We start from the raw sequence: 17,756 nt of genomic DNA, 5'->3' as shown, positions 1-17,756 counted from the left end.
CCCGGCACAGCCTCAGTAACGCGGTCCTTCCGGTCCCTGTGCGGTCATCCCACCGAGGTAGGGCCGCAGTGCCTCGGGCACCGTGACCGAGCCGTCCGCCTGCTGATGGTTCTCGAGGATCGGCACGAGCCAGCGGGTGTTGGCCATGGTTCCGTTGAGGGTGGCCACCGGCCGGGTCGATCCGTCGCTGCGTTCGCGGATCTGCAGGCGGCGGGCCTGGAAGGTCGTGCAGTTCGACGTCGAGGTCAGCTCGCGGTACGTGCCCTGGGTCGGCACCCAGGCTTCGCAGTCGAACTTGCGGGCGGCGGAATCGCCGAGGTCGCCGGCGGCGGTATCGATGACCCGGTAGGGCAGCTCGCACAGGCCGAGCATCTTCTCCTGCAGCGACAGCATCCGCTCGTGTTCGGCTTCGGCGTCCTCGACCGGAACGTAGGCGAACATCTCGACCTTCTGGAACTGGTGGACGCGGATGATTCCGCGGGTGTCCTTGCCGTAGGAGCCGGCCTCGCGGCGGTAGCAGGAGGAGATTCCGGCATAGCGCAGCGGTCCGTCGGTCAGGTCGATGATCTCGTCCATGTGGTATCCGGCCAGGGGCACCTCGGAGGTGCCGACGAGGAACAGGTCATCGGCTTCGAGACGGTAGACCTCATCGGCATGCTCACCGAGGAACCCGGTGCCGCGCATGACCTCGGGGCGGACGAGCGTCGGGGTGATGGTCGGGTTGAACCCGGCCTCCTCGGCGACGTCGCGGGCGAGGTTGAGCAGAGCCATTTCGAGCTTCGCACCGAAACCGGTGAGGTAGTGGAAGCGCGAACCGGAGACCTTCGTGCCGCGGGTGGTGTCGATGGCCTTGAGTTTCTCACCGATCTCGAGGTGATCGAGCGGTTCGAAGCCGTCCGGGGTGAAGTCGCGGGGCTCGCCCACGGTCTTGAGCGTCACGAAGTTCTCTTCGCCGCCGGCAGGGATGCCGTCGATGATGAGGTTCGGGACCTTCGATACGAGCTGGTCGAAGGCGAAGGTGGCTTCTTCGGACTCCGCCGACAGCGACTTCACGGCCTCGGACTTCGCCTTGCCTTCAGCGATGAGTGCCGGCTTGTCCTCCTTCGGCGCTTTTGCGATCTGGGAGGAGAAGGACTTCTGATCCGCACGTGCGTCTTCGAAGGCGGTGATGGCCGCACGACGAGCGGAATCGGCGGCGATGACCTCGTCGATGAGCTCGACGGATGCCCCGCGAGCCTCCTGCGATGCCTTGAACAGGGCCGGGTTGTCTCTGAGAAGCGCTAGATCGATCACCCTCTCAGCTTAACGGGCCGGGCCTGTTTTCGATATTCGGCACTCAGCCTGCACACGACTTCGGCACTGTACATTTGGGCCATGATCATCGAGTTGGATCCCCTGATGACCTGGGTCATCGTCATCGGCGCTCTCGCGGTGCTCGTGGCCGCGTTCCTCATCGGCCGCCGCACCGGCGTTCGTCGCGCACTCAACACGATGCGACGCTCCGCCCACCCGGCGAACCTCTCCGACGAGGTGGTCGATGACGCCGCCCGGTACCGTGCCGCGCTCATCGTCAACCCGACGAAGACCGATGTCCACAACCTGGCCTCCACCGCCGAGGCGATCTGCCGTTTCGAGGGATGGAGCCGTCCGCTCGTGCTCGAGACCACCGTCGACGATCCGGGCGCGGGAGCTGCCGTCCGCGCCCTCGACGAGGGGGTCGACGTCGTCATCGCCGCCGGTGGTGATGGGACCATCCGCGCTGTCGCCTCGGCGCTGGCGGGAACATCGACCCCGATGGGAATCGTTCCGCTGGGAACGGGGAACCTCCTTGCCCGCAATATCGACCTCGTCCTCGACAAGACGGAGTGGGCGCTGCGGATCGCCCTGTGGGGACGAAATCGCGAGATCGACGTGGGGATGGCGAAGACCGCCCCGGACGGCGATACCCATATCTTCACCGTAATGACCGGGCTTGGCTTCGACGCCGCGGTCATGGCCGACACCAGCGACGACCTCAAGGCACGTCTCGGATGGCTCGCCTATGTCGAAGCGGGGTCACGGAAGCTCACCGGCAAACCCAGTCATGTAAAGGTCACGTTCGACGACGAATACCGGATCTCGGCGCGGGTGCGCTCGGTCCTCGGCGGCAACTGCGGGAAGTTGCAGGGCGGCATCCAACTGCTGCCGCAGGCGGTCATCGACGACGGCATGCTCGACGTGCTCATCGTCAGCCCGAAGAACCTCGGCCAGTGGGTCGGCGTGCTCGCATCGATCGCCGGCCGCAGGGCCTCACGCGGGCTGCATACGAACATCCGGAAGTGCCGCAAGGTCGTCATCGAAGCCAGCGACGACGTCGATATTCAGCTCGACGGGGATCCGCTGGGACAGTCGTCGTACCTCGAGATGGAGGTCGATCCCTCAGCCCTGACCGTCCGAGTGCCCACCGTCGAACAGCGCAAGCAGATCCGCGCCGAGGCGTGGCCGGTCTAGCTCGGAACCGCTGAGTTCTCGCGGCCGAGGCCTCCCCTCGCCGAGGCGACCGTGACAGTCATGCTCTTACCAATGAGTAGGTCACGAAACGGTTAAAGGAATTCACCTAAGTGTTACCGCTTTTAAACCTGAACAAAATGTACAGAAATAGTTTAGAAAACCCTTAGAACCTAGGATGAGTGCCGTATCACACCCCTCGTTACAGAGATTGAAGGCACTCCAATGAAGAAGATCATCCTCGCGCCGGCAGTCGCGCTCGCGTTCACCGGTCTTGTCGCGAGCCCGGTCGTCGCCGCGGAATCGACGTCCGCTCAGTCGGCATCTACCCAGAAGGCCGAACAGCAGAAGATCGACCAGCAGAAGGCCGAAGCCAAGAAGAAGGAAGAGGCCAAGAAAGCCGCGGCTGAAAAGGCTGAAGCCGAGAAGAAGGCAGCTGCAGAGAAGGCAGCTGCCGACAAGAAGGCCAAGGAAAAGGCCGCGGCCGCCAAGAAGGCCGCTGCTGACAAGAAGAAAGCGGACGAGAAGAAGGCTGCCGAGGACAAGAAGGACGACGCCAAGAAGCCTCCGAAGAAGGTCGATCCGAAGCCCGCTCCTGCCCCCAAGGACGAGGACAACGACGCCAAGGACGACGACAAGTCCGAGGACAAGGCCAACCCGATCAACGCTTCGGTGCAGGTGACCTCGGGCGAGGTCACGGCAGAAGAGCTCGCCGAGGAAGGCGTGACCGTCAAGGTCACCGGCCTCGAAAAGGGTGACAAGGTCTCGGCCAAGTCCGGCCTCACCGGCCCGGCCGTCACCGCTCAGGGCTCGACCGCGACGATCACGCTGCACTCGGCCAACGAGGTCAAGCAGAAGAGGGTCAACTTCGCTCTCCAGCTGGAGCGTCCAGGCACACAGTCAGTCACCGAAACCAGCGTGGTCCCCCTGGCTGACGAGTCCGAGGCACCCGAGGTCGACCCGACGGTCTCGCTCAGCACCGACGAAATCTCGCAGAGCGGCATCGAGGATGACGGCATCAAGGTCACCGGCGAGGGCTTCACCCCGAACGGCACTGTCACCGTCGTCGGCGGCAACGCAACGTCGCCCTTCGCGACCCAGGAAGTCGAAGCCAACGCCGACGGCGAGATCTCCGCAACCCTGAAGTTCGAGGGCGACGAAGCACTTCCGGCCGGCGATTACTCCGTCTGGGGCGTCGACCAGGAGTCCGAAACCAACTCCCCGGCTCAGGACTTCACCATCACCGAAGACGGCGCCGTCGACCCGACGGTCACGGTCGACTCGAAGGAGATCTCCCTCGAGGACTTCAAGAAGGACGGACTGAAGTTCACCGGAACCGGCTTCTCTCCGGATGGTACCGTCAGCGTCAAGGGCGAAGCCGTCTCCTCGCAGAGCGCGGCAGCACCTCAGGCCGAGGAAAAGGCCCGCGCTGACGAGAACGGTGATGTCGAAGGCGTCGTGGTCGCTCCCGAATCTCTCGAAGCCGGCACGTATTCGCTGACTTTCATCGATGACACGACCAGCGCCGCCAGCAACTCTGTCGAGATCACCGTCACCGAAGAGGATGACGACGCCGTCGATCCGATCGATGCCTCACTCAAAGTCGATCCGAAGGAGATCACCGCCGAGGATCTCGCCAACAGGGAAAAGGGCGTGACGGTCACTGTCTCCGGTGTCAAGAAGGGTGACAAGATCACGGACTCCCTCACCGGAGAGACCGAGACGGCAGAAGCCGACGGTGACTACGAGCTCAACCTCTGGTACGAGGGCAACCCCGACAACCTCGAGGTCGGCAAGGTTCCGTTCACCGTCACCATCGACCGTGAAGGCACCGAGTCGGAGACCCTCGAGGGCAACATCAACGTTGTCGCCGAAGACGGAGACGATGACGGGGACGACCGCAACGAAGACGGCAATGACGATGGCAAGGATGGCAACGACGATGGGGACGACGGTGAGACCGAAGCTCCCGCCGATGCATCCTTCACGGTCTCCCCGAAGAAGATCGAGGCAGCGGACTTCGCCAATGAGAACAAGGGCGTCACCCTCGCCGTCGAGAACTGCGAGCCCGGTGCGGATGTCCACTTCGAGGTCAACCCGAAGGGCATCAACGTCACGGCGTACGAGAACACCGTCACGGCTGATGACGAAGGCAATGCCTCGGTCAACGTCTTCGGCACCTCGTCGGATGTCTCGGCCTATGTCGGTGCTTACACCGCAACCGCGACCTGCGGTGACGACACCATGAAAGACTCCTTCACAGTCACCGGTGGCGCCAATGGCGGCGGATCTAACGGCGGCGACAACGGAAATGCCGGAAACGGCGGAGACGACGGCAGCCAGCTGCCGCGTACCGGTGCCGACCTCGGCGGACTGACGACGGGAGCCCTGCTCCTCCTCGTCGGTGGTGCTGCGATCGCACTGACCGGCCGCAAGAACAAGTTCGGACAGACTCCGACGAGCTTCTGATCCGAGCCAGGCGGTCAGCCTGGAACGACAGACGAAGGGGCGGCTCAGCACACACTGAGCCGCCCCTTCGTCTGTTCTGCCGTCTGAGACGAATCGGTGCTTCCAGGTGAATGGAAAATGAACTCTGCGACGGGGCCGAAGTCAGTGCTGAACAAAACGACCACAACTATGCGTGTGGTGAATGTTGCATTACTGTTACATTCGTAATACTTCACACCCAGCTGTCATTTTCTAAGGAAATACATGAAGAAGCTCGCCCTCGCACCCGCGGTGGCCATCGCCATCACCGGCCTGGCCGCATCCCCAGTCATCGCTGCCCCCGGCTCGGTCAACTACTCGCACTCTGTCGTCAAGAACTCCGGCGACGCCCAGGAAAGCACTGCACCTGAATCACCTAAGGCTGATGCGCAGGCTATCGAGGCAGAGGTGACGACCTCCCCCAAGGAGATCACCGCCGAGGATCTCGCCAACAAGGACAAGGGAATCGTCGTCACGATCACCGGCCTTGAGGCCGGAGACAAGATCTCGGATTCGCTCACCGGCGAAGCCGGAACTGCTGAGGGCGATACCTTCGAATACAACATCTACTCCACTCAGCCTGCCGAGGACATCGAAAACGGTACGGTTGATCTCTCCGTCACGATCACTCGCGACGGTGAGCAGCGCACCTACGACGGGCTGAGCTTCAACGTCGTCGATGACACCGACGAGCCCGAGGCTCCCGAGGTCGACCCGAAGGTCTCGCTCAACACCGACAAGATCTCGCAGAGCGAGTTCGCGAAGAACGGCATCACGGTCACCGGTGAGGGCTTCACCCCCGGAGGCAAGGTCACCGTCGTGGGCGGCACCGCACAGTCACCTTTCGCAACCGAGGAAGTCGAAGCCGACGACGAGGGAAAGATCTCCGCCACCCTGAAGTTCGAGGGCGACGAAGCACTTCCGGCCGGCGACTACTCCGTCTGGGGCGTCGACCAGGAGACCGAGACCAACTCCCCGGCTCAGGACTTCAGCATCACCGAAGACGAGACAGAAGAGCCCACCGCTCCTGCTGAAGAAGCCAAGCTGACCGTCTCCCCCGAGTCGATCACCCCCGCTGACTTCGTCAAGGAAGACAAGGGCGTCACCCTCGCCGTCGAGAACTGCGAGCCCGGTGAAGACGTTCGCTTCCTCGTCAACCCCAAGGGCGAGTCGAGCGTCACCGCCTTCGACAAGACCGTCCAGGCTGATGACGAAGGCAAGGCCAACGTCAACGTCTACGGCACAAGCGCCTCCAACGCCTCGGCCTACATCGGCGACTACGATGTGACCGTCACCTGCGGCGATGACGAACTGACCGGTGAGTTCTCCGTCGAGGAAGATCCGAACGCCGGCGGCGGCGACGATGACGGCAATGAGGACGGCAACGGCGGAAACGACGATGGCGACAACGGAGATGCCGGCAACGGCGGCGACCTGCCTCGCACCGGTACCGAGCTGACCGGCCTCGTCGGCGGCGCGGGCCTCCTCCTCATCGGTGGAGCCGCAGTCGCTATGACCATGCGTCGCAAGAAGGTCGCCCAGGATCCCGCTGAGATCTGATAGCGACTGACCTGACTGATCGTCCGAGCTCGACTGAGCCGGGCGTGAGATGAAGAAGGGCGCGAACCCAATGTGGGTTCGCGCCCTTCTTCTCTCTACAGCCAAATATCCGCGGCCAACATCTGCAGCCCGGCAGACGACAGCTCATTCCATGCGGTCGTACCTCGAACGCAGGGCGAGGAAGCCTCCGTAGAGGACCAGGCCGAGACCCACCGCCAACAGCAGATACGGCCCGAACGGCTGGTCGCGCATGCCCTTGAGCGCGCCGTCGATTCCGGTGAATTCCTCCGGATCACCGGTCGCCGCGGACACCACGATGAGGATGCCCACCGACAGCAGCGTTGCGCCCTTGCCCAGGTACCCGACGACGCCGGTGAATCCGACGAGGAAGCGAATGATCGCGCTCTGCGGACGACGCAGCTCCTCTTTCCATTTCCGTCGCTGACCATTGATACAGAACACGATGCCGATGATCGCAATCACGGCGCCGGCGGCCATGAGGATATACAGTCCGCCCGGCGCCTTCGCCACGGTCGTCGAAGCCTGTGAGCTCGACTTGCCCGAGTCCGCTCCCCCGCCGAAGACGAACTGCGCGAATGTCGCGGCGACCACCAGGTAGGCGATGGCGGAGCCGACCATGGTGAGGAAGCCGGTCCACTGCTTCCGGCCCTGCTTCTGCTGCGGATCCTTCGTTCCAGCGCCGCGCAGCGAGGCCGAACCGAAGAACGCATTGATCAGGCACCACAGCGCCATGAGCGCACAGCCGAGGAAGCAGATGATGATCAGCACCATGCCGAAGGGCTGCGAAGCGATCTGCCCGATGGCTCCCGCCTGATCGGCCTCGCCTCCGCCCTGGCCCAGTCCGATCGTCACAGCGGTCGCCCCGAGGATGGCGTGGACCAGTCCGTTGGCAATGAAACCCGCACGGGCGACTCTTTCGAACCACTGGCTGTCCGCGGCTTCCTGAGCCGCCGAGTCGGCACTGTCGGCGACCTGTCGAACCTTCTCTTTCTCGTTCACAGAAGTCAGTGTCGCACGATATCTGCACCAATCTGCGAAGTTGATAGTCACAATCAGGTGCACATTCGAAAGGCGGAGCGCGCACCCACAATAGGGTACGCGCTCCGCCTCGGCGTTCATGGCTGCCGTTCGCTATTGCGCCCCGACCCGACCTCGCCGTTCGGCTCAATCGTGCCGTTCAACTCAGCCGCGGCGGTACCGGTTGTACAGCACCAGGGCTCCTGGTTCCGGACGTCCCTGCGGGCGACGTCCCCGCGAGATCGAGACGACGTCTCCGCCCACGGTGCCGGCGGCGAAGACGCGTGCATCGCGTTCCTGCGCCGACCTGCGCGCCCGGACCTCGTCCTCGAGCTCCTCGTTGCGGCTCTTGAGCGCATCGACCTGGTTCTGCAGGTCGATGATCTTCTTGATCCCGACGAGGTTAACGCCTTCGTCCTGCGACAGCTGCTGGATCAGTCGCAGCTTGGCGATGTCCTTCCCGGAATAACGTCGGCCCCGGCCCGCAGTGCGTTCCGGAGTGACGAGACCCAGTCGGTCATACTGCCGCAGCGTCTGCGGGTGCATGCCCGCCAGATCCGCGGCCACCGAGATGACATACACCGCCGCACTCGATGAAATGTGCATTGTGATTCACCACCTCAGCTGGCCTTGGCTTTGTCCAGCAAGCCGGCGCGTGGATCCTCACCTTCGGTGGCGGCCTTGAAGGACTCGACCGCTTGTTTGGCTTCCTTGGACAGATTCTTCGGCACCACGATCTCGACTGTCGCCAGCAGATCGCCGGTGCCTTTCTTCGTCTTCACACCTTTGCCCCGCACGCGCAGGGTCCGTCCCGACGGTGTCCCCGGTGCGACCTTGACCTTGACGGGCGTTCCGCCCAGGGTCGGCACCTTGACCTCGGCGCCGAGGGCCGCCTCGTCGAAGCTGATCGGCAGCTCAATCCGCAGGTTGTCACCATCGCGGGTGAAGACCGGGTGCGGGCTTACGTGCACGGTGAGGATGACGTCACCGGGCTCGCCGCCGTTGGGGCTGGTCTTGCCCTTGCCGGCCAGGCGGATCTTCTGCCCGTCCTTGACCCCGATCGGTGTCCGCACGGTCAGCGGCTTCCCACCCGGCATGTTCAGCTTCACCGAGGCACCGTTGATCGCTTCGGTGAACGACAGCGTCGTACTCGACTTGATGTCGCCGCCCTTGAGCGGAGGCTGGTAGCCGCCGTAACCGCCACCGCCGAAACCTCCGCCGAATCCGCCGAGCAGATCCGCCAGGTCCGGGGGAACGTCTCCCCCACCGCCGTAGGTCGTGCGGGTCCTGGTGCGTCCGCCGCCTCCGAAGAGGTCGGAGAACACATCGTCGAATCCGCCGCCGGCAGCCCCGCCGGGTCCACCGGAACCGGCGCTGAACCTGGCACCGCCGCCCATGGCGCGGACCTGATCGTACTGGGCCCGGGATTCCTTGTCGGAGAGCACCTGGTGGGCCTGGCCGATCTCCTTGAACTTCTCTTCGGCCTTCTCATCACCGGGGTTGGCGTCCGGGTGATACTTGCGCGCGAGCTTGCGATAAGCCTTCTTGATCTCGGCGTCGGAAGCATCCTTGGAGACGCCGAGGGTTTTGTAGAAGTCCTTATCGAACCAATCATTCTGAGGTCCGGTATTCACCTGGCACCTCCTTTCCTTCCAATCAATCCTGTCATCACGGTATTCACTTGTCCTCTCACAATCCGCAGCCCCGGGGCACTGCCCCGAAGATCCGGACCGCCGCCGAGGCGGTTCCCCGGCCCCGTACGTCGGTGAACCGGCGTGCGGGGCGGGCGGCCGCCTCGGCGATCATGGTCGTTGCTCAGTCCTCCGGCTGCTGGACACCGACGCGGGCGGCGCGGATGATGCGCTCCCCGATCCGGTAGCCCGGCTGCATGACCAGGAAGAGCGTCGGATTCTCGACCTCATCCGAAGGCTGCTGCATGAGCGCTTCGTGGATGTTCGGATCGAACTCGTCGCCGACCTCTCCGTACTGCTCGACGCCGAGCTTGTTCAGCGATTCGACCAGCTTGTTCACGTGGGTCTCGAAAGGCCCGGTGACATCGCCGTTGTCGCGAGCGAGCTTGACCTCGTCGAGCACGGGAATCAGGGCCTCGACGACCTTGATCGTGCCGCCGAGCGCCGCACGCTCACGTTCGCGGTCGGCGCGCATTCGGTAGGCCGCATACTCGGCGTTGATGCGTTTGAGGTCGGCCAGGTATCCCGCTGCCTCCGAACCCGGTTCGGGCTCGGCCTCCGGCTCGATGTCCTCGAGACCCGAGGCATCGGACGGGATGTCCACACCAAGGTCGCTGGCATCGGCCTGTTCGGCATTCGGGTCCGCGGTCGGCTCCTCACCGGCCCCGGCCGAGGCCGACTGGGCGTCGGCCTCGGGACGGACCTCACCGGTGTTCGGATCGACCCGGCGCTTGTCACTGAAGGTGAAGCCTGGCTCCTCGGACGACTTGTCGTTGCCCTCGGCAGTCATTACTTCTTCTCCTCATCCTCATCGTCGACAACTTCGGCGTCGACGACATCGTCGTCTGCGCTTGCATCGGCGGTACCTTCACCGGCAGCTTCGGCGCCTTCGGCACCGCCCTGCTGGCTGTAGATGGCTTCGCCGATCTTCTGCTGGTTCTCCACGAGTTTGTCGTAGGCGCTCTTCACGGCGTCGTCGTCTTCACCCTTGAGGGCTTCCTTGACGGCGTCGACATCGCCCTGCATCTCGGTCTTGAGCTCTTCCGGCAGCTTGTCGGCATTGTCGGTCAGCAGCTTCTCGGTCTGGTAGGCGAGGTTCTCCGCATTGTTGCGGACGTCGGCAGCCTCACGGCGCTTCTTGTCCTCTTCTGCGTGCTCCTCGGCCTCACGGACCATGCGGTCGATGTCTTCCTTCGGCAGCGCGGAACCGCCGGTGATCGTCATCGACTGCTCGGTGCCGGTGCCCTTGTCGGTGGCAGACACGTGGACGATGCCGTTGGCGTCGATGTCGAAGGCGACCTCGATCTGCGGCACACCGCGCGGAGCCGGAGCGATACCGGTCAACTCGAAGGTGCCGAGGTTCTTGTTGTCGCGAGTGAACTCCCGCTCACCCTGGAAGACCTGGATCGACACGGAGGGCTGGTTGTCCTCAGCGGTGGTGAAGGTCTCCGAACGCTTGGTCGGGATCGGGGTGTTGCGCTCGATGAGCTTGGTCATCACGCCGCCCTTGGTCTCGAGTCCGAGCGAGAGCGGGGTGACGTCGATGAGCAGAACGTCCTTGCGCTCACCTACGAGGACACCGGCTTGGACGGCGGCGCCGATCGCGACGACCTCATCGGGGTTGACACCCTTGTTGGGCTCCTTGCCTCCGGTGAGTTCGGTGACGACCTGGGTCACGCTGGGCATGCGGGTCGATCCGCCGACGAGGACGACGTGGTCGATGTCCTTAACGGATACGCCAGCATCCTTCATCACAGCATGGAACGGAGCCTTGGTGCGCTCGAGGAGGTCCTTGGTCAGGTCCTCGAACTTCGCCCGGGTGAGGGTCTCATCCAGGTGGATGGGTCCGTTCTCGCTCATCGACAGGTACTGCAGCGAGATGTTCGTGCTGGTGGCCGAGGACAGTTCCTTCTTGGCCTGCTCTGCGGCTTCCTTGAGGCGCTGCAGAGCGGTGGCGTCCTTGGTCAGGTCCACGCCGTAGTTGTTCTTGACCTGCTCAACCAGCCAGTCGACGATCCGCTGATCCCAGTCGTCACCGCCGAGGCGGTTGTCTCCTGAGGTCGCACGGACCTGAATGGTGGAGAAGTCGTCTTCGTCCTTGCCGACTTCGAGCAGCGAGACGTCGAACGTTCCGCCGCCGAGGTCGAAGACGAGGATGAGCTCATCTTCTTTGCCGCGTTCGAGGCCGTAGGCCAGAGCGGCAGCGGTGGGCTCGTTGATGATGCGCGAGACGTTGAGTCCGGCGATCTCACCAGCGTCCTTCGTAGCCTGACGCTCGGCGTCGTTGAAGTATGCAGGGACGGTGATCACCGCGTCGGTGACCTTCTCCTGCAGGTACTCCTCGGCGTCGTGCTTGAGCTTCTGGAGGATGCGGGCCGAGATCTCGGGAGCCGTCATCTTCTTGCCGCCAATTTCGGTGGACCAGTCGGTGCCCATGTGGCGCTTGACCGATGCGACGGTGTTCTTGATGTTCGTGACGGCCTGGCGCTTGGCGATCTCGCCGACGAGTGAGTCGCCGTTCTTGTTGACTGCGACGACGGACGGGGTCGTGCGACCGCCTTCGGCGTTCGCGATGACCTTCGGCTCGCCGCCTTCGAGGACGGCGACGACGGAGTTCGTGGTTCCGAGGTCGATTCCAACTGCACGTGCCATAGTTTTCTCTCCTTACAGATCGTGAGTTCCTGCGACTCCAATGTGTGCGATCGGGCGGCTCCGGTTCTTGAGTCAGAACCACTCGACCGCACACATTGAGCCAACCGGACTCAAGTATTCTCTTCGAGGTTCCAACCGTCAAGTCGGCCTCATCAAAGTTGCGTACACCAGACTCAACTTAACTGAGGCGGCTTTTATTCCGCGCCCCCGAAAAATCTTCGGAAACGACCTGTAGGATCCGGCTCGAAATGAGAATTTCCTGATAATGCAAGAACTCTTTGAGAATAAGTCCTTGCGATCTGAGAATAATGTGACATGATTCACAGATGGACGAACTTACTACAGAGGTTCGCTTCCTACCGGCAGGCAACGCCGACCTCGTAGTGACTACCCTCGGGCTGATCAGCTCTCAAGAGGTGATCAGCGGAGAACCTGTGCGCCTTCCGCCGTCCTATAAAGGCCAGAGAAACTTTCCCGGCCTGTTCTGGCTCGCGACCACTCACAGGACCGTCGTATACGAGAGCCTCCTCGAACTCGATCGGCTCTGGCTTGCAGACTTCGACCCCAGCACCGTGCAAATCGCAACGCAACCGTTCCATCTCCAAGGACGAGACGGTGCCCACCTCCGCCGACACGTCCCCGACATACTTCTCGAACACAGCAACGGCAGCTTCACACTCGTCGATGTGAAACCAGCAACCAGACTCTCCGACAAACGAGTACAGGACCAGTTCTCCTGGACCGCCGGATTATGTAGGGCGAAAGGCTGGAGCTACGAAGTATGGTCAGGCGCAGATCCCATTCTGATGCGCAACCTCCGGTTCATCGCCGTCGGCCGACGAGCACAGTTCCTCCACCCAAGACTGCTTGACGAGTTGGAACCACTGGGACACCCAGAAATGACGCTTGCCCAGACTGAGCAGGCTGCAACCGGCTTAGCCGACGAAAACACCCTCCGGATGGCAGTCCTCGCACTGTTGTGGGCTAACCGGTGGCACGTCAACCTCACAAAGCCGATTTCCCTCCAGACCCAACTGTTAGAAGCGCCCCATGGATGACGTACTCGACCTCAACGTAGGAAACTCGCTTTGGCTCGATGGGCAGCGATGGAAAGTCACTGAACTCCAGGCCGACTCCGTCCTGCTCTCAAGCGGGACAGTCATCCGCAAAACGAACATCAATTCACTCATCGGGCGGGCGACCAACATCGAACCACGCTCAGACGAGCAGATACCTGACTCTCTAGAATTCTCAGCCACGGACCGCGCCCTCTTGGACGCGTTGTCAGAATCACAACACACCACTCTCACCGAGCGAGCGCGGGTCGTGGAATCGCTCCTACAGGCAGGAATCGGGGACAAACAGGCAAAGGAGCGTCACAAGAAGGCTGCTCAATCCCTGGGCATCGGAGTCAGCACTCTGTACAGGCTGAAGAAGCGGTACAAAGAACGTGGACCTGCCGGCCTCGTGGACACGCGACTCGTACGCCACGCCAGAGACCAGGTGACTCACGAGTGGGATCGCATCTGCTCCGACGTATTGGCAACCTATCGAGATGCTTCCAACCCCACAATCTCCACAGTCATCTCGAAAACTAACCGCGCGTATGTCGCCGCCAACCCCGACGCGAAAACTCCCTCCCGGTCGGTGGCCTACGTGAGAGTGAAACAACTCGACAAAGGTCAATACACTTTCGGAGCTGCGAAACAACGTCGTTCAGTGGCCGGTCGCCCGAAGGGCGTCCTGAGCCGACTGCAATCGGACCGACCGGGACAATACATTGTCCTCGACACGAATAGCCTCGACGTATTCGCGTTAGAACCCGTCTCCTGCCGTTGGGTCAACGTCGAACTCACAGTCGGGATCGACCTCAACACGCGAATCATTACCGGGCTGACACTGCGTCCCGTGGCAGCCCAATCAGTTGACGTGGCATCGGTGCTCTATCAAACCGTCACTCCACAATCCTGGGGACGATCTCCGGAATCCCCTGTAGGGCCCTACTTGGGACTGCCCGAGAATGTCAGCGCAACTGAGGGTAGCAAATCCAGTCACGAGCTCCTCCCCGACAGCATCATCGTCGACCACGGCAAAGCGTACTTGTCGCGCCACGTCCTCTCTGTCTGTGACCGCTTGGGCATCAACGTGCAACCTGCACGCCCTATCCAGCCCACAGACAAGGCCGTGGTCGAAAGGTTCTTCCGCACTCTCCGGCAATCACTCCTCGAACACCTCCCCGCGTACAAAGGACCAGATGTGTATTCGCGGGGCAAAGACGTCGAGAAATCAGCGTTCCTCTTCGTCTCCGAATTAGAACAGATCATCCGAGAATGGGTGGGCATCTACCACGACACCCCTCACTCGAGCCTCCGAGACCCGCACGTGCCCGATATCAAACTCACTCCAAACCAAATGTTCGAACGCGGAATCTCTCAATCAGGAACTCTGAGACTTCCGACCAACGATGACATCGTTATGGAATTCCTCGAAGTCGAATGGCGACAGATACACCACTACGGAGTCGAGGTGAACGGCAGACGCTACGACGGCATCGGGATCACCCCCTACCGGGGACGCCGGTCAGCCTATACAGGTAATCACGCAGGCAAGTGGCCCATCTACGTTGACCGCGATGACGTCCGCTGGGTCCACTTCAAAGATCCCGCGGATGGAACTTGGCATCGGCTCGAATGGGAACACGCCCACTACCTCAATGCCCCGTTCAGCTCCGAAGCCGCCGACTACACGCGACGCCTCAGCATCACCGACAACACGTTCCACGACCCACAAACCGCCATCCTCACCCTCCTGAAGGACTGGCACGAAAACGCAGTCACAGACAGGCGGGCAAAGAACCTCGCGAAGAAAGTCAGCGCCACCACAAGCTCAACCGCGGGCACCGACGACCCCGAAATCGACCCACGCGACCGGGCATCCACTCCGGGCATCATCGACCTCCTCACCCACACCAAAACGAAAACCAAGTCAAACGTTCACGATGATCTCGACGTCTTCGACAACGACGACGGCCCCGAAGACGAAGGATTCGAGGTATTCGACGAATGAGCAACCCCTACGCAGAATGGCTCCGCCTCAACGAAACACGACTCTTCAACCTCGGAACCAAAGCCGGTTGGATCGATTTCGTCAACGCCGGCCCCCGCCCTGACTTCCCCACACTCACGCCCAACCAAATGGCAGACCTGGATGCCGATACCCTCGACGACTACAACCAAGCCAGAAACATATGGAACGCCAACCCCGCCACCGTCAAAACACCCCAACTCAAACACGCTCACGAACTCATCGACCAAGTCATGGCCTCGGCCCACCGTGATGGCAACAGTGTCAGAGGCTCCATCGCTCTCGACGCCCTGCCCGGCTTGGGCAAAACAACGATCGCTTCAAGCTACGCCAGGCAGTTCGATCTCCGGCAACGCACACGGTACGGAAATACCACCACTGACGGACACCCCCGCCTCCCAGTCGCATTCATTCCACTCTCTGCAGGAATGACGCTTAAACAACTCAATCAGAAAGTTCTCCGCTTCTACGGCCACCCAGCAGCAAGCCGTGCATCAAAAGCCGAACTCGGCACCCTCGCAATGGACTGCATCCACAGCGCCGAAACCCGACTCATTGTGTTCGACGATCTCCACTTCATCAACTTCAATCACCGCAACGGCATCGAAGTCAGCAACCACTTGAAATGGTTCGCCAACGAATCCGCAGCAACATTCATCCACGTGGGCGTCGGTCTCGCCCAACGCCAATACTTCGAAGAAGGAGCCGGAGGTGACCCCGCCCTGTCACAAACGGCACGAAGAACAACATCCTGCTCAGTCGTACCCTTCACCCGATCAACACAGTCCGCGGAACGTGCATGGAACCGCCTCCTCACATCGTTCGAAGCCCACCTGAAACTCGCCCGAAAGACCGAAGGAGCACTGACAGCACTCTCTGAATACCTCCACGACCGCACCCAAGGACACATCGCATCCCTGACTAACCTCCTCGACCGAGCGTGCGCCATTGCTATCTCTTCCGGAGACGAAGCCATCACCTACGAAATCCTCAAGAAGGTAACCATCGACAATGCTGCCGAAACCACATCTAAATAGCAGTGACGACCAGCCGGGCAGACGGTCAAGACTCGGCGAATACATCCCCGTCGAACACAGGACCAGATGGCCGATCACCGTCACACCAGCCGCTACCGAACCAGTACACAGTTGGATCACGCGCGTCAGTCACCGGTACGGACTCACGCCCCGCCAACTCATCCAAGCACTCGGAGTCCCCACCGAACAGACCGCTGACCGCTCCCTCACACAACTAGCCAAACATTGGGACGACGTCGCCCCACTCCTCGGACCCAGATCGTTCACTTCTCAAGATATTGCCTCAGCCACCACCAACAGACCGCGCCGATACTGCCCACAGTGCCTAACAGACACTGGAGTGTGGTCAACAGAATGGAACCAGCACTGGTTACTCGCCTGCCCCACCCATCAGATTTTCCTCCACGACGTGTGCCCGACGTGTGAGCAACCCCAATGGCGTTCAGCCGCATGGCTCGGACACATCGCACCCCCGCACCGCTGTACCCAACGCGTCACCGGAACGACACAGCCCTACTCCGAACCCCGAAATACCCGCCCCTGGTGCAACACGGACTTGAGAAGCGCCCCACCCCATCCGGCTCCATCCGAGCTGCTCACAGCACAGCACACCCTGCTCAACGCACTCGCCGAGCAAGAAACCTCACCCACAGCAACGAGAGAATTCGGTCCCTGGTCCCAGATCACCAACCACCAGCACGCCCACCTCTTCACCACCCTCATCACCTACGCCGACAGCCACTCCACCGGGATCGCAGGACAAACAACCACTCTTCTCACCGCATGGGAGGCCTACCGAGAACTCAATTCCGCAACCGGCACGGGCCCACACTTGCGCACCCTCTTCTCCGACATCGCCACAACCGGCCTCCTCGGGCCGCCAAGAACCGCCCGCGGCACCAACCTTGGACCAATCCTCATCGCGTCACTGCTGAAAACACGACAACACCTCTCCGCGAACAAACAACTCGCCTTCCGCATAGCACGAACATGGCCAGCACACCCACCAGACTGGTCAACCAGCTCCCTGCACTCCCAGCCCGACCTCCAGCAAACAACACTCCCAGAACACTCAACCGTCCCACTGACTCCACCACCTGAATGGATCCCACAAACACTGTGGCCCGGTTTCGGTACCGATCACTCCACACCAGGTGCCCGAGCAGTTGAATCATTGCTCCTCCTCCACCTCGGCCGAGCAACCAAATGGAGCCACCTCGCCCTCGAACTCGGGCTGCCCGCCACACTCCAACACCAGGCCCGTGCCCACATCAGACGACTTGCCGCAACGTGCTGGCACGACCAACTCGCCCTCCTCGAACACCAATTCACACGACTCCTCTCCACCCCACCCCCGATCAACTACCGAATCCGCCGAGTCATCGCCGCAGACACCGACGAACTGACACAAGCACTCAGGAAGACCATCGGCTCCGACCCAAGCCCGGACCTACTCCGCCACTTCTGGGAAGTCCTGACAGGCGGAGACATCGCCCTCGCTCCCCTGCCCCTCACGATCAGTATCGATTCCCCGAGCTACACGAAGTTCGCCAATCAACGACATAACTTCCATCATGAATACCGACAGGCATTTACACACGCTCTGAACTACCTACAGAACGAACACGGAATGCCCAACGACGAACCGCTCATCTGGTCGCCCCCACCTTGAAAGAGTCCACCGGCAGATCCCCCTGCACACGAGTGGACAACCGTCCCC

13 protein-coding genes and 1 pseudogene are annotated in these 17,756 nt (G+C 61.8%); 8 read left to right on the top strand and 6 right to left on the bottom strand.

Features of this window, described 5'->3' with window-relative positions; all coding sequences use genetic code 11:
* Positions 1-12: 12 nt before the first annotated feature.
* Entirely contained in the window at positions 13-1,293 is a 1,281-nt protein-coding gene (gene serS, locus ACSE4D_RS10620; RefSeq protein ID WP_425120417.1) for a serine--tRNA ligase, read from the bottom strand.
* A gap of 81 nt (positions 1,294-1,374) precedes the next feature.
* On the opposite strand from serS, the gene ACSE4D_RS10615 reads away from it, so the two are divergent.
* The 3 genes from ACSE4D_RS10615 (at position 1,375) to ACSE4D_RS10605 (ending at position 6,534) form a co-directional block, all read left to right on the top strand.
* Complete coding sequence (locus ACSE4D_RS10615) at positions 1,375-2,490, top strand: diacylglycerol/lipid kinase family protein (protein WP_425120418.1); 1,116 nt, start codon at positions 1,375-1,377, stop codon at positions 2,488-2,490.
* 222 nt (positions 2,491-2,712) lie between these two features.
* The gene (locus tag ACSE4D_RS10610) at positions 2,713-4,956 is read left to right on the top strand and encodes a hypothetical protein (RefSeq protein ID WP_425120419.1); all 2,244 of its coding nucleotides are present in this window, start codon (positions 2,713-2,715) and stop codon (positions 4,954-4,956) included.
* Between the two features lie 243 nt (positions 4,957-5,199).
* Complete coding sequence (locus tag ACSE4D_RS10605; RefSeq protein WP_425120420.1) at positions 5,200-6,534, top strand: lipoprotein 17-related variable surface protein; 1,335 nt, start codon at positions 5,200-5,202, stop codon at positions 6,532-6,534.
* 144 nt (positions 6,535-6,678) lie between these two features.
* On the opposite strand, the gene ACSE4D_RS10600 is transcribed toward ACSE4D_RS10605, so the two are convergent.
* From ACSE4D_RS10600 to dnaK, 5 genes are all read right to left on the bottom strand, one after another.
* Entirely contained in the window at positions 6,679-7,554 is an 876-nt protein-coding gene (locus ACSE4D_RS10600) for a DUF1206 domain-containing protein (RefSeq protein ID WP_425120421.1), read from the bottom strand.
* Between the two features lie 183 nt (positions 7,555-7,737).
* A complete protein-coding gene (locus ACSE4D_RS10595; RefSeq protein WP_425120422.1) occupies positions 7,738-8,178 on the bottom strand; it encodes a heat shock protein transcriptional repressor HspR in 441 nt (146 codons plus the stop codon).
* 14 nt (positions 8,179-8,192) lie between these two features.
* A complete protein-coding gene (locus tag ACSE4D_RS10590) occupies positions 8,193-9,206 on the bottom strand; it encodes a DnaJ C-terminal domain-containing protein (protein WP_425120423.1) in 1,014 nt (337 codons plus the stop codon).
* Between the two features lie 181 nt (positions 9,207-9,387).
* Positions 9,388-10,053 (bottom strand): nucleotide exchange factor GrpE, encoded by a 666-nt coding sequence (locus tag ACSE4D_RS10585; protein WP_101543911.1) that lies wholly within the window; start codon positions 10,051-10,053, stop codon positions 9,388-9,390.
* Complete coding sequence (gene dnaK / locus ACSE4D_RS10580; protein WP_101543913.1) at positions 10,053-11,915, bottom strand: molecular chaperone DnaK; 1,863 nt, start codon at positions 11,913-11,915, stop codon at positions 10,053-10,055. The genes ACSE4D_RS10585 and dnaK overlap by 1 nt, the downstream gene beginning before the upstream one ends.
* 326 nt (positions 11,916-12,241) lie before the next feature.
* Between dnaK and ACSE4D_RS10575 the strand changes: the two genes are divergently transcribed.
* From ACSE4D_RS10575 to ACSE4D_RS10555, 5 genes and pseudogenes are all read left to right on the top strand, one after another.
* Positions 12,242-12,973 (top strand): TnsA-like heteromeric transposase endonuclease subunit, encoded by a 732-nt coding sequence (locus ACSE4D_RS10575; protein WP_135448048.1) that lies wholly within the window; start codon positions 12,242-12,244, stop codon positions 12,971-12,973.
* A complete protein-coding gene (locus tag ACSE4D_RS10570) occupies positions 12,966-14,981 on the top strand; it encodes a helix-turn-helix domain-containing protein (protein WP_135448047.1) in 2,016 nt (671 codons plus the stop codon). Before ACSE4D_RS10575 ends, ACSE4D_RS10570 begins: the two co-directional genes overlap by 8 nt.
* On the top strand, positions 14,978-16,036 hold the full coding sequence (locus ACSE4D_RS10565; RefSeq protein ID WP_425120426.1) for an AAA family ATPase: 1,059 nt from the start codon (positions 14,978-14,980) through the stop codon (positions 16,034-16,036). Before ACSE4D_RS10570 ends, ACSE4D_RS10565 begins: the two co-directional genes overlap by 4 nt.
* Positions 16,011-16,427: pseudogene (locus ACSE4D_RS10560) on the top strand (TniQ family protein); the annotation flags it as partial. The gene ACSE4D_RS10565 and the pseudogene ACSE4D_RS10560, both read left to right, overlap by 26 nt.
* Positions 16,428-17,210: 783 nt before the next feature.
* On the top strand, positions 17,211-17,708 hold the full coding sequence (locus ACSE4D_RS10555; protein WP_425120427.1) for a hypothetical protein: 498 nt from the start codon (positions 17,211-17,213) through the stop codon (positions 17,706-17,708).
* The last annotated feature ends 48 nt before the right edge of the window (positions 17,709-17,756 follow it).

Origin of the sequence: Brevibacterium sp. FAM 27836 (assembly GCF_051351055.1) — a bacterium.
In the GTDB taxonomy this organism is placed as follows: domain Bacteria; phylum Actinomycetota; class Actinomycetes; order Actinomycetales; family Brevibacteriaceae; genus Brevibacterium.
Note: the sequence above shows the minus strand (reverse complement) of the source record. Positions and strands in the feature narration are given on the sequence as shown.

Coding starts and splice junctions, on each gene's coding strand:
- ACSE4D_RS10615 (WP_425120418.1), top strand. CDS start 1,375: ATGATCATCGAGTTGGATCCCCTGATGACCTGGGTCATCGTCATCGGC.
- ACSE4D_RS10610 (WP_425120419.1), top strand. CDS start 2,713: ATGAAGAAGATCATCCTCGCGCCGGCAGTCGCGCTCGCGTTCACCGGT.
- ACSE4D_RS10605 (WP_425120420.1), top strand. CDS start 5,200: ATGAAGAAGCTCGCCCTCGCACCCGCGGTGGCCATCGCCATCACCGGC.
- ACSE4D_RS10595 (WP_425120422.1), bottom strand. CDS start 8,178: ATGCACATTTCATCGAGTGCGGCGGTGTATGTCATCTCGGTGGCCGCG.
- ACSE4D_RS10585 (WP_101543911.1), bottom strand. CDS start 10,053: ATGACTGCCGAGGGCAACGACAAGTCGTCCGAGGAGCCAGGCTTCACC.
- dnaK (WP_101543913.1), bottom strand. CDS start 11,915: ATGGCACGTGCAGTTGGAATCGACCTCGGAACCACGAACTCCGTCGTC.
- ACSE4D_RS10575 (WP_135448048.1), top strand. CDS start 12,242: ATGGACGAACTTACTACAGAGGTTCGCTTCCTACCGGCAGGCAACGCC.
- ACSE4D_RS10570 (WP_135448047.1), top strand. CDS start 12,966: ATGGATGACGTACTCGACCTCAACGTAGGAAACTCGCTTTGGCTCGAT.
- ACSE4D_RS10565 (WP_425120426.1), top strand. CDS start 14,978: ATGAGCAACCCCTACGCAGAATGGCTCCGCCTCAACGAAACACGACTC.